The following is a 12,427-nucleotide window of genomic DNA, read 5'->3' as shown; positions in this document are numbered from 1 at the left end:
TCAAAAAATGATAGGTTTTACAGGGATTTACTTTTGGATTTTATTAGGTCTTATCTTTGGGGCTTTAGAATTGCTAGGAGCAGCTGGTTATGCGACAGTGGTGGCTGTTAGTGCTTTCGTTATGGCTGGTATAATATCTTTATTCCCTAATTTAACAGCTACAACAATTTTCTTTATATTTTTGATATTGGTAATTTCCTTTGTAATAATTTTCTATATTTGGTCAAATAATAGAGCTGCTAGAAGAATAAAATTATTTAATCAAAAAGATAAAGAGCTTATTGGAGTTAGAGGAATAGTTTCTGCTGATAGTCAATCAGGTTATAGTCGTATGCAGCTAGCTGATACAAGTTGGCGTATATATAGTAAAAACTGTCTTCAAAAAGGTGATAAGGTAATTGTTATCGCTATAGATGGAGCAACTTTAATAGTGAAGAATGACAATGAAGATTCGGTTTGTTAAATATTGTTTTATATTATTTTCTACATTATTGTTAGTGTCTTGTGCGCCAGTATTCAATGCGAAAATATCCAGTTATTCTAGCGTTGCTGAATTTAAAGCTAGCGATAAATTTTATATTATGCCGGTTAGTTCAGTACTGGGCGTAGCAAATGATATTGTATTGCAACACCAAGATAATATCATTAAGCAGGCCTTTTATGATGCAGGTTATATAGTGGTAAATAATGCAAAAAATGCTGATTATATAGTAAAGTTTAAGTATCACATAGATGCTGGTACCAAATATAGTTATAAAAAGCCTTTATATGTCAATGAAAGAGTAAGCCTTTCTGGATCTACTAAAGAGAATGAACAATATCTTGGTAAGAATGAGTTAAAAGTGCGTAAGGACACACATAATGAGCTTAATAAGCAAATATTTGTAGGTTATGAAACTCATTATTATATGTTATACGAACGTAGTTTAGTTTTATCTATTTTGAAAGCTAATGGTAATAAGCAAGAAATTTATCGTGGTGTAGCTGTAAATGTAGATAAGAGTAATAATCTGGGTGAGGTTTATAAATGTTTAATAAATTCAATATTAAAAGAGTTCCCAGGTGAAAGTGGTAAATATAGAACAATCAAATTATTGCAATCTGAATGTTAAATTTAGCTTTAATAATTAAATCTATTGACAAAATAATTAAAATTTCGTAGAAATTGCGGATAAATATAAATTATATATGTTAATCGACTGAAAAAAAGATGTCTTCATTAGTGAAAGACAGTGTTAGAACGGAGAAAAAAATGTTCGCAGTCATCAAAACTGGTGGTAAGCAATATAAAGTTGCTGTAAATGATGTGTTACGTGTTGAAAAATTACATGTAGAATCAGGTAATGAGGTTACATTTTCTGAGGTCCTTGCTATAGGTTCTGGAGAAAATATTAATATAGGAGCTCCTTTTGTTAGTGGAGCAAAAGTTATTGCTGAATTAGTAGAGCAAACACGGGCTAAAAAAGTTATTGCTTTCAAAAAGCGTCGCCGTCAAAATTCTAAACGTACCCGTGGGCATCGTCAGCATCTTACTGTTGTACGTATCCGTGAGTTAGTTGTAGGTTAATATATAGAGCATAAATAGATATCTTATTATTAGGATTCTAATATATTAGGTTAATATCTGATTTGCTATAATTGAAGGATTTAAAAAATGGCACATAAAAAAGCTGGTGGTTCGTCTCGTAACGGTCGTGATTCAGAGTCTAAACGTCTTGGGGTTAAGAAGTTTGGTGGAGAAATGGTGCGGGCAGGTAATATTATTGTTCGTCAACGTGGTACTAAATGGCACCCAGGCACTAACGTAGGTATGGGCAAAGATCATACTTTATTTGCTTTAGTTGAAGGTAAGGTAGCTTTTTCTGTTAAAGCTAACGGTCGTAGTTTTATCTCAATAGAGGCATAAATTATAATATATTATGATTTTAAAGAGGGCGATGCCCTCTTTTTTATTATTTTGGATTTTAGTAAATAATAATTTGTTTTATGTAATATATTTTATACTAAGTAAGAATTAGTTTTTAATTAAGTTTATTTGTCTAATAGCTTCACCTGTTACCATCGCTACGGCCATAGCTAAATTTAGGGATCTAGCATCTTTTTTCATAGGAATCGTTAAACTAGCATAAGTATTATTATGTACATATTCTGGTACACCAGCTGATTCTCGTCCAAATAAAATTAAATCTTCTTCATTAAAATTAAAGTCACTATAGGGTGTTTCTGATTTGGTAGTTAGTAAAATTAATCTTTTATTAGTTTCTTCTTTCCAGTGTAAAAAATGTTGCCAACTTTTATGTTTAACTAAATGAGCATTAGCAATATAATCCATCCCCGCTCTTTTAAAAGATTTATCTGAAATATCAAAACCGGCAGGTTCAATAATATGTAACTGTAAATCTAAACATGATACCATACGTAGAATTGTACCACTGTTTCCAGGGATGTCTGGTTGAAAGAGAACAATATGTAATGACATAATAAAGTGTCCTTGAAAATAAAATTTATTTTTGTAATAATAATTATATTAATATTTTAACATAATTTGGTAAATATGGTTGATAAAAAAAAACGTGACTTTTTACAGTTGGCGACAGGGGTTGCTGGCGCAGTTGGTGTTACAGCTATCGCAATAGCTTTTACTAAACAATTTCAACCAAATAGTCTTTTAGAAAATAATAAAACTATAGATATAAATGTTTCAGAAATTCACCCGGGCATGTCGTTAACAACTAGATGGGCGGGTAAGCCTATTTTTATTAGAAATAGATTACCTGAAGAAGTAATTGAAGCTAAAAAGGTGGATATTTCAATATTAAAGGATAAATTTGCTCGAAATGCAAATTTACCAGTAACTAGTTTGGCAATAGATATTAATAGGAGTGCAGGAGAGGGTAAAGAAAATTGGCTGGTATTAATTGCTATCTGTACTCATTTAGGCTGTTTACCAATAGGTGAAACAGGAGAATATGGCGGCTGGTTATGTCCTTGTCATAATTCTCAATTTGATAGTGTAGGAAGAGTGCGAGCAGGTCCAGCGTCAGAAAATTTACATATTCCGCCTTATAAATTTATTGGTGATGATATTATTAGAATTGGATAAAATTTTATGTATAAGCCAAAAAGAAAATTTACTATCTGGTTGGATAATAGATTACCAATAATAAGATTTTTTCATAAGCATTTATTTTCTTTTAAAGTACCAAAAGATTTAAATTATTTTTATAGCTTCGGCGGTATTTTAATAATTATGTTGCTCTCGCAGTTGTTAACCGGTCTGGTAATGGCTATTCATTATATAGCATATGTAAATGAAGCTTTTGCTTCTATAGAAATATTTTCTAGATCAGGATCTTTAGGCTGGTTATTTCATCCTTGGCATACTATTGGTTCTAGTTTTTTCTTTATCGCTGTTTATATTCACATAGCTCGTAGCTTATATTATAAAAGCTACCAAGGTGGTAAAGGATTAAATTGGGGCTTGGGGGTATTTTGCTATTTATTAATGCTTATAATAGCATTTTTAGGATATACATTGTCATGGGGGCAAATGTCTTGGATGGCTGTTACTGTGGTGAGCAATTTTTTTACGGCTGTACCTATCATCGGCGAAAATCTTAAAGTATGGTTTTTGGGTGGTTACGAAATAAGTCAATATAGCTTAAATCGTTTTTATACCTTTCATTATTTTTTAACATTCGTTCTTATATTGATAATTTTATTACATATTATTGCGGTACATACTACTGGACAAACTGGATCTAAAGATAATTTATCATTTCATAAAGCTCCACCGGTAGAATTGGTAAATTTTTATCCTTATTATTGGATAAAAGATTTATTTGCTATATGTATATTTCTGTTGTTTTTTTGTTGGTTTTTATTTTATATACCAGATTATATGGGGGGTGGATCTAATTTTATGCCAGTTAATCCTCTGATACCTCCTAAAGATATAATAGTAGAATGGCATATTTTGCCTTTCTATGCTATGTTAAAAGCAGTTCCATTTAATATAGGTTCTATTGCTGCGAATAAATTGGGCGTATATATATTGGTGGCGGCATTAGTTATTTTATTTTTTGTTCCTGTGTTAGATAAACAACAGGGAGGTGCTACTAGAAATATTTTATTATCTCAAAAAATATTTTTTTGGTTATTTATCATTAATTTTATTAGTATGGGGTATTTAGGAACGCAAAAATTAGCTTTTGAAGGAGAGTTAATATTAAAATTAATGACAATATATTACTTTAGTTATTTTTTAATAATATTACCTTTATTTTCTTATCTTCGTAAAAGAAATTTAAAAAATGCTTATAAAAAATCTTAAAATTATTTTTATAGCTTCTCTATTAATTTTACCAATCAATGGATATGGTTATGATTGGTCTTTTGCTAAACCTTGGGGAGTGTATGATATAAAACAACTGCAGAGAGGTTTTAAAATATATAGAGAAGTTTGTGCTTCTTGTCATTCCTTACGTTATGTGTCTACCAGTGATTTAGCCGCGTTAGGTTATGATAAAAAAACAATTTTAAATTGGGCAGAAGAAACTAGAGTTATAGATGAAAAAAATACATATTACCCTATCAATATGAATTTAGACAATTTTCCCTATTTTTTATCTAATTATCCAGGAGAAATAGTTGACTTATCTTTGATAGCTAAAGCTAGAGAAAATATTAAAAAAAAGTCATTAATATCTAATAATCAAAATAGTGCAGATTATATTGTAGATTTTTTATTAGGATATAGAGATCCACCTAAGGATATAAAAAATAATAAATTTGGTTATTATAATATAGCATTCAGTGGGTCTAATTTTACTGCTATGCCTGATATTTTAGTAGATGATCTTGTTAATTATGAAGATAATGTTGCACAAACAAAAGAGCAATATGCTAAAGATATCGCGGCTTTTTTAGTTTGGGCATCAGATCCACATATGGAAAAAAGAAAAATTCTAGGTTTTTGGGTGATAGTTTTTTTAGTTATCCTGTCTATAATATTATATATTAGAAAAATTATTATTTGGAAAAATGTAACTAAATCAGATAAGTAAAATTAATAAATATTATATTTATTAATTTTACTTTAGGCACTAATAGCGTTGATATTGCTATTAATGTAGGTAATATAAGTAAATAAAACTATAATATTTTATAGATTGCGATTTTTTATGTTTACCATTAACCATAGGTGACGAAAAGATAAGTTTGGTTTGCAGTTATAGTTTTTAGTTATTCTAGTTATAATATATAATAAAATTATGACTGAGATATAGTCAAATTGGATAAAAGAAAATGATCAATATCACCTCAGAAGAAAAAAATATTTTGACAAATAAAATAGTAAATATTTATGATTATCCTATAAAAGGCGTTGTTTTTAGAGATATAACTCCTTTATTAGCTAATGCTCAAGCTTATAATTTGATAATAGAAAAAATCGCTAAAACATATAAAAATATTGATATTGATTATATAGTAGCTATAGAAGCAAGAGGATTTATTTTAGGAGGGGCTTTAGCCTATAAGTTAAATACTGGATTTATACCGTTACGTAAAAGAAATAAGTTACCTCGAGAGGTTTTATCAATTAATTATGGTTTAGAATATGGTGAAAATATTCTAGAGATACATAAAGATGATTTACCCAATAATGCAAGAATATTATTGATAGATGATGTTTTAGCAACGGGAGGTTCAGCTCTGGCAGCAATTAATTTATTGCAACAGCTACAAGTTAAAATTATCTCTAGTTGTTTTTTAATTGATTTAAAATATTTAGGTGGTAAAAAAAGATTGCAACAAATTGGCATTGATGTAAAATCTGTTTTAGAATTTAATTAATCAATATTTATGGTCACAAGGATGGTTATGTTTTTTGGCGTTATTATTGTCATACCTATTGTGATTATATTTTTTTTAGTAAATTTAAATAAAAAATTATCTAATATATTATGGTTATTACCTATACCATTAATTTCCTGGTGGCTTTATTATCTTTTAGGTAGTCCGCAACAGCCAGATAAGCCTTGGCAAGCAAAGGTTGAGTTAATAGATATTCAAGGCAAAAATTTACAAGAGATAGTGAATTTTTTAGAGGTTATAGCTATAAAAAAACCTGAAGAAACTAAGATATATGATATTTTAGCAGCTTTATATTTAGAATTAGAACAACCTTTAAATGCGGCAGAAAACTTTAGAACTTCTATATTTTTGAATGGTGCTAATAATAAAAGGTTAGTCGGTTTAGCGGAATCTTTATTAATTGCTAATGATTATCAAGTAAATGAAGAGATATATAAAATTTCTTTAGAGGCGCTCAGCTATAATGATAAAGATATTATTTCATATTCACATATATTACAATTTTTATTATCAAAAAATAATATACCTGAGGCTATAAAAACTTTAGAAGAATTATTAACTAAAATAGATAATAACACTATAGAATATAAAAATTTTACTAAGTTATATAATTTGCTTAAGCAAAATCCTTTAAATGGATTAGAGAAAAATAATGAATAATGAAAATATAGCAAAAAATATTAAAGCTAAATTAAAACAAAGACGAAAAATTAGAATTATATTAATTTTATTATTCACAATTCTTGTTGCTATTTTTGTTGGTTCTATAGTTTACGGTTTACGTTCTACTATTAATTTTTTTAGAACTCCTTCTCAAATCACGGATAATGATTTAGTTAATCAACATTATTTAAGGTTAGGAGGCTATGTTGTAAAAGGTAGTATTGTTAAAAATACACAAAATATTTTTTTTACTGTTACGGATGGTACCGCAGAGATTAGAGTTAGTTATGCTGGCGTTATACCAAATTTATTTGCAGAGGGGGAAGAAATTCTTGCTGAAGGTAGATTAGTAGCTATAGATTTATTTATAGCTGATCGTATCTTAGCTAAACATGATGAAAAATATAAATCTTCTATTATTCCACCTAAATTAACTCCTGATAAGGTAAAAAAAGATGATCATTGAATTAGGACATTTTTTATTAATTTTATCGTTTTCTTTAAGTATAATTTTGGCTATTTTTCCTATTATTGGAGTTTATTGGCAAAAAGAAGAGTTTATTAAGTTAGCTTTTCCTTTAATTGGTTTAATTTCTGTTGCTTTATTTTTTTCTTTATTAACGTTACATTATAGTTATCTAGTTTCAGATTTTTCTGTAAAAAATATTTTTGAAAATTCTAGCGTAACTCAACCTTTATTATTTAAGGTTATCGGGGTTTGGAGCAATCATGAAGGCTCGATGTTTTTATGGGTGGTGTTGCTAGCCTTATATAGTCTTGCTACATCAATATTTACAAAGTCTATGGATAGAAAGTTTAAGGCTTTATTTTTGGCCTTCCAGGGCTGGTTATTAGTAGCATTTTTAGCTTTTTTAATTTTTACCTCTAATCCTTTCATTCGTTTAGAAGAGTTACCATTAGAAGGAATGGGACTCAATCCATTATTGCAAGATATAGGCTTATTGTTACATCCTCCTTTATTATATTTGGGCTATGTAGGATTATCTGTCTGTTTTTCTTTTGCTATTATTGCATTATTGCGTCAAGAAATAGATAAAAATTGGGCAGTGCAATTACGACCGTGGATTATATTATCGTGGATCTTTTTAACTTCTGGTATTGGTTTAGGTAGTTATTGGGCTTATTATGAATTAGGCTGGGGTGGATTTTGGTATTGGGATCCGGTAGAAAATGCATCAATCATGCCTTGGTTAACTGCTACAGCTTTAATTCACTCTATTTTAGTTATGGTACAAAGAGGCATTTTAAAAATATGGACTATATTTTTAGCTATAGTTAGTTTTTCATTTGCTTTGTTAGGAGCTTTCTTAGTTCGTTCGGGGGTGTTAATCTCTGTTCATAACTTTACTGTAGATCCTGTGCGAGGTTTATTTATTTTATTGATCTTTTCGGTTTTCGTTGGTGGAGCTTTTATATTATTTGCTCTTAGAGCTAATGGATTAAAGAAAGGCGGTTTATTTGCACCTATATCAAAAGAAACAACGATAGTTTTAAATAATTTTTTATTATTATTTATAGTATTGTCTATCTTTATAGGGACATTTTATCCGTTAATAATAGAAGCTTTAACAGGGGAGCAGATATTTGTAGGCCCTCCATTTTTTAATATGATTTTAAGTATATTTGCTTTTCCGTTATTTTTACTATTACCTTTTTCTTTATATTTGTCATGGAAGAAAGGTAAAATATTAAAAGTGATTAAAGCGTTAACCTTTATAGGTATTTTGACAATAATTATCATTGTTTGGATATTATATAAATATCAATTAAAATTAATATCTGTGGCTTTTTTTATTGGTTTAGCTATTTGGATTATAGCTGGTAGTTTATCTTACTTTATTAGTAGATCAGCAATTTTAAAGGATAAGCATAGATCTATATTCAGGAAAGTAACAAAAATACCATTATCAATTTATGGTTTTACTATGGTGCACATGGGGCTAGGAGTAACTTTGTTAGGTATTATTGTTTCAACTAATTTCGGAAATATTGCTAGTTATGAAATAAAAATAGGACAAGAAATTACTTTTATGGGGCGAATCTTATTATTAAAAAATATTGAGATAAAAAATCTTTCTAATTATAGTGCAGAGTTAGCAACTTTTTCGTTGAAAAAAGATAATAATACTGAAAGTCTAAACATAGAAAGAAGATATTTCCGCTTAAAGCAAATGTATTTAGTTAAGACAGCGCAATATAGAGATGGTTTAACACATTTTTATTTAGTATTAGAAGGTAGAGATAAAGATAAATTAAGAATAACATTATATTATAAACCGTTGGTGTTAGCTATATGGCTAGGAGCTATATTTATGATTTTAGGAGGATTTTTAGTTTTAATCGATAAAAGATGGAGAATTAAAGTTGAGCAAGATAAAATATAATTATCTGATATTTTTATTAATAATAACTCCAGCTGTTGCTCAGATAGATTATAACATAGCTAATGAAATATTATCACAATTACGTTGTCTAGTTTGTGATGGTCAATCTGTTGTAGATTCTAATTCTCTATTTGCTTTAGATATTAAAAATATAGTCTATGAAAAATTAGCAGCAGGAGAAAATCAGCAACAGATAATTGATTATCTAGTAGAAATCTATGGAGAGAATATTTTAATCCAGACTCCGATGAATAGTTACATGATATTCTTATGGATAGTTTTATTTTCTAGCTTTGTGCTGATATTCATTACCTTAATTTTATATTATAAATATAAATATATTAAAAAATAATTAGATAATAATTAATTGTTAAGCACATAAAAGTTTTACATTATTTGTTAAATTTTCATTCTTTTGGTTCGGTATAGTTATGGAGATAATTGTTCCAGTTCCTTCTTTTGAAGAAATTTTTAGTTTGCCGCCGTGCAATTCTACTAGTGATTTAGATATTGCTAATCCTAATCCTGAACCTGTGTGACTTTTGGTAAATTGATTTTCTACTTGCTCAAAAGGTTGCCCTAATTTTTTTAGTGAACTTTTTGGAATCCCTACACCATTATCAAAGATTGATATAGTTATAGCTGTTGCAGTTTTACGGCTTCTTACAATTATTTTTCCACCGTTATTAGTGAATTTAACTGCATTAGAAAGAAGATTAATAAAAATTTGTTTGATAGCACGTTTATCAGCAAAAATAGTTAAATTTTGTGCGATTTTATTAATAAGGTTAATTTGTTTTTCTTCTGCTGGAAGTGAAACTATTTTAACTGTTTCATTGATGATAGGAGACAGGTCAACAAATTCTTGTTCTATATTAAATCTACCAGCCTCTATTTTTGACATATCTAATACATCATTAATAACATTTAATAAATAAGTACCGGAAGTATATATATCATTGATATATTCTTTATATCTTTCTGACCCTAAAGGGCCAAATGTTCCAGTGTTCATAATTTCTGAAAAACCAATTATCGCATTTAAGGGTGTTCTTAATTCATGCGAAATATTAGCTAAAAATTCTGATTTTGCTTTATTGGCTTCTTCAGCTTTTTGTTTTTCTATTGCATATTTTTGTGCTAACTCTGTTACTTCTTTCACTCTTGCCTTTTCTGCTTTTCTAGAAAGACTTAGTTCTTGAATAGTAGATAACAAGCGTTTTTCTTTTTCTTTCATCTGTTGTTGATGTTGTTTTAGTAAAGTAATGTCTGTACCAATACTAACTAAACCGCCATCTTGGGTTCTTTTTTCATTTATTTGTAACCAACGTCCATCAGGTAAACGTTTTTCAAAATTATTTTCATCGTTAGAGATAATATTAGGATAAGATTTTTCATTGATTGATGAATTAGAAAATAACTTAACGTCTTGACGTTTTATTTTACCTAATAACTTATGTCTAGGTAAATTAGCATATTCATTAAATTTGCTGTTAGACATAATTAGGTTATCATTATTGTCCCACAATACGAAAGATTCTGAGATAGTTTCTATTGCTTCTTTGATACGTAAATCTGCTTGTGTTGTTTTTTGTACAAAGCGATGCTGTTCACTAACATCGAAAGCTATTCCTACTAAATGTACATTATTAGTCTGTGAAATTTCTGCGCGAAATCTTAACCAAACATTTGTACCTTTGGCATGTCGCATAGGCAATATAACATCTATTTGTTGTATTTGTTTACTGAGTGCTTCTTCAGCGATCTTATAAAGATCTATCTCTTTATTATTTATAATGTTAGATATATCTCTTAAAGATAGCAATGTATCATATGGTTTATATCCTAGCATCTCATACATAGAAGGAGACCAATATATAAGCCCTCGTGATAAATCCCAATCCCATAGACCACAACGTCCACAAACTAAAGCTAAATCTATTCTAGATTGCATATTAAGATTATTTTTTTTTGCTTTTTTAGCTTTTTTAGTTTGTCGATAACAGATTATTAATAAAGTGGAAATTATTAAAAAGATAGAGCCATATTTGATAATAATAGTTTTAAATTGCTTATCATATAAATTAGCTCTTTTCTCATCAAAAGAGCCTAATAATATTATTTGTTGATCATTCAATGGAGATATAACTGCTTTTGCAGCTAATGAACCTTGATAGGATATTAATTTAGTTGATCCGATAGTTGTGAGTGACTGTTGTTTTTGTGCAAAAAACTGTGGTAAAATAGCTTGATCTAATTCATTGAAATGATAGCTAACTTTTGCAGATTGATAGTCTTTGCTAAGAATTGCGATGAAAATATCATCTGTTAGAGCTTTATTTTTAGCAAAATTTGTTATTGTTGCTACTAAATTAATTCCTTTTTTGCTAACCAACTCTTTTAATTCATTGGTATTTAATAGTAATTGATAATTTAGATTGTCTTTATTTTGCTGTTGTTTTAGCTGATATAAGTCTGCACTTGCTATATAAGTTATAAATATTATTATAGCGCTAGTTATTAGAATACTGAAAAATTTATTGAATATGCTTAAAAATGACAAATTAGATGATTTTGATGATGAAATTTTTTGTTCAACAACTTGAGTTGTTGTTTCCTTTATTTCATTATCCTTTTTTTGCCACCCTGTCATTAAGAGATTACTTTCATTAGTGATTGATTTCTATGAAATTTTTTCATTATTAATAATGAATCAAAAGTTGACACTTATGTCTAGTGTTTTTTTATATAGCACACAAAATTAAAATTTTATTTTTTGTTTGACTTCTAATAAATCATGCCATGCGTATTTTTTTTGACTGGGCATTTTTAATAGGTCTGAAGGGCTAAAGCTAGGCATAAGTAAGCATGTTTGTCCGTTTGTAGTTTGATATTCTTGCCATTTTCCTCTTATAGTTAAAAATACATTATTTTTTAATAATATTTGCGTTGCTAATCCTCCCATTGCTAAAATAACTTTTGGAGCTACTAATTCTATCTGTTTTTCTATCCACGGGCGACATTTTTCAATTTCTATTGTGGTAGGGGCTCTATTACCTGGTGGACGCCAAGGAATAATATGGGTCAGATAAATAGTTTCTCTGGTTTCATTAATAGATAATAACATTTTATCTAGCAATTGTCCGGCTATTCCTGCAAATATTGTACCGTTTTTATCTTCTTCTCTATCTGGTGGTGGGCCAATTACCATTAATTTAGCATTTATTATACCTGTACCAAAACAGTCATTTTGCGCTGTTCTTTTTAAAGAAAAATTAGTAAGATTAGCCATAAATTTATTAAGGTCAGCTAAATTATTAATATTATCAGTAGCGCAAACAGGTTTAACTTCTTTTTTTAGAATGGGTTGTGTTAAAATAGCAGGAGTTTCTAAAATAGAATAGTCAAGACCTGCGTCTTGATAAAAGGTTAAAATGTCTTTAATAAGAAAAGATGACATGAAAGTATTTTCTAATTATATT

General features: G+C 28.7%; 15 protein-coding genes. 12 read left to right on the top strand and 3 right to left on the bottom strand.

What is annotated here, in order from left to right; translation table 11 throughout:
- The first annotated feature begins 7 nt into the window (after window positions 1-7).
- From AB6T46_RS06515 to rpmA, 4 genes are all read left to right on the top strand, one after another.
- A complete protein-coding gene (locus AB6T46_RS06515; protein ID WP_370931329.1) occupies window positions 8-463 on the top strand; it encodes an NfeD family protein in 456 nt (151 codons plus the stop codon).
- A complete protein-coding gene (locus AB6T46_RS06510; RefSeq protein WP_370931328.1) occupies window positions 444-1,112 on the top strand; it encodes a DUF4136 domain-containing protein in 669 nt (222 codons plus the stop codon). Before AB6T46_RS06515 ends, AB6T46_RS06510 begins: the two co-directional genes overlap by 20 nt.
- Before the next feature lie 140 nt (window positions 1,113-1,252).
- Complete coding sequence (gene rplU, locus AB6T46_RS06505; protein WP_370931327.1) at window positions 1,253-1,567, top strand: 50S ribosomal protein L21; 315 nt, start codon at window positions 1,253-1,255, stop codon at window positions 1,565-1,567.
- Window positions 1,568-1,654: 87 nt separating this feature from the next.
- Window positions 1,655-1,906 carry a 50S ribosomal protein L27 gene (rpmA, locus tag AB6T46_RS06500; protein WP_370931326.1) on the top strand — a complete coding sequence of 84 codons (252 nt, stop codon included), beginning with the start codon at window positions 1,655-1,657 and terminating at the stop codon, window positions 1,904-1,906.
- A 108-nt stretch (window positions 1,907-2,014) separates the two neighbouring features.
- On the opposite strand, the gene AB6T46_RS06495 is transcribed toward rpmA, so the two are convergent.
- The gene (locus AB6T46_RS06495; RefSeq protein WP_370931325.1) at window positions 2,015-2,479 is read right to left on the bottom strand and encodes a tRNA (cytidine(34)-2'-O)-methyltransferase; all 465 of its coding nucleotides are present in this window, start codon (window positions 2,477-2,479) and stop codon (window positions 2,015-2,017) included.
- A 75-nt stretch (window positions 2,480-2,554) separates the two neighbouring features.
- Here AB6T46_RS06495 and petA point away from each other — a divergent pair, with 75 nt between their 5' ends.
- The 8 genes from petA (at window position 2,555) to AB6T46_RS06455 (ending at window position 9,297) form a co-directional block, all read left to right on the top strand.
- Window positions 2,555-3,103 (top strand): ubiquinol-cytochrome c reductase iron-sulfur subunit, encoded by a 549-nt coding sequence (gene petA, locus AB6T46_RS06490; protein WP_370931324.1) that lies wholly within the window; start codon window positions 2,555-2,557, stop codon window positions 3,101-3,103.
- Window positions 3,104-3,109: 6 nt separating this feature from the next.
- A complete protein-coding gene (locus tag AB6T46_RS06485) occupies window positions 3,110-4,333 on the top strand; it encodes a cytochrome bc complex cytochrome b subunit (protein ID WP_370931323.1) in 1,224 nt (407 codons plus the stop codon).
- Window positions 4,314-5,066, top strand: a complete 753-nt coding sequence (locus AB6T46_RS06480) for a cytochrome c1 (RefSeq protein WP_370931322.1) — start codon at window positions 4,314-4,316, stop codon at window positions 5,064-5,066. The genes AB6T46_RS06485 and AB6T46_RS06480 overlap by 20 nt, the downstream gene beginning before the upstream one ends.
- A gap of 241 nt (window positions 5,067-5,307) precedes the next feature.
- The gene (gene apt / locus AB6T46_RS06475) at window positions 5,308-5,856 is read left to right on the top strand and encodes an adenine phosphoribosyltransferase (RefSeq protein ID WP_370931321.1); all 549 of its coding nucleotides are present in this window, start codon (window positions 5,308-5,310) and stop codon (window positions 5,854-5,856) included.
- Window positions 5,857-5,883: 27 nt separating this feature from the next.
- Entirely contained in the window at window positions 5,884-6,537 is a 654-nt protein-coding gene (locus tag AB6T46_RS06470; RefSeq protein ID WP_370931320.1) for a tetratricopeptide repeat protein, read from the top strand.
- On the top strand, window positions 6,530-7,006 hold the full coding sequence (gene ccmE / locus AB6T46_RS06465; protein WP_370931319.1) for a cytochrome c maturation protein CcmE: 477 nt from the start codon (window positions 6,530-6,532) through the stop codon (window positions 7,004-7,006). Before AB6T46_RS06470 ends, ccmE begins: the two co-directional genes overlap by 8 nt.
- A complete protein-coding gene (locus AB6T46_RS06460) occupies window positions 6,996-8,945 on the top strand; it encodes a heme lyase CcmF/NrfE family subunit (RefSeq protein ID WP_370931318.1) in 1,950 nt (649 codons plus the stop codon). Before ccmE ends, AB6T46_RS06460 begins: the two co-directional genes overlap by 11 nt.
- Entirely contained in the window at window positions 8,926-9,297 is a 372-nt protein-coding gene (locus AB6T46_RS06455; RefSeq protein ID WP_370931317.1) for a cytochrome c-type biogenesis protein CcmH, read from the top strand. The genes AB6T46_RS06460 and AB6T46_RS06455 overlap by 20 nt, the downstream gene beginning before the upstream one ends.
- An 18-nt stretch (window positions 9,298-9,315) precedes the next feature.
- Here the strand turns inward: AB6T46_RS06455 and AB6T46_RS06450 are convergent, their stop codons facing one another.
- Window positions 9,316-11,598, bottom strand: a complete 2,283-nt coding sequence (locus AB6T46_RS06450) for a PAS domain-containing sensor histidine kinase (protein ID WP_370931316.1) — start codon at window positions 11,596-11,598, stop codon at window positions 9,316-9,318.
- Between the two features lie 108 nt (window positions 11,599-11,706).
- Window positions 11,707-12,405, bottom strand: a complete 699-nt coding sequence (locus AB6T46_RS06445) for a uracil-DNA glycosylase (RefSeq protein ID WP_370931315.1) — start codon at window positions 12,403-12,405, stop codon at window positions 11,707-11,709.
- Window positions 12,406-12,427 lie beyond the last annotated feature (22 nt).

Source organism: Bartonella sp. DGB1, from assembly GCF_041345015.1.
Lineage (GTDB): Bacteria > Pseudomonadota > Alphaproteobacteria > Rhizobiales > Rhizobiaceae > DGB1.
Note: the sequence above shows the minus strand (reverse complement) of the source record. Positions and strands in the feature narration are given on the sequence as shown.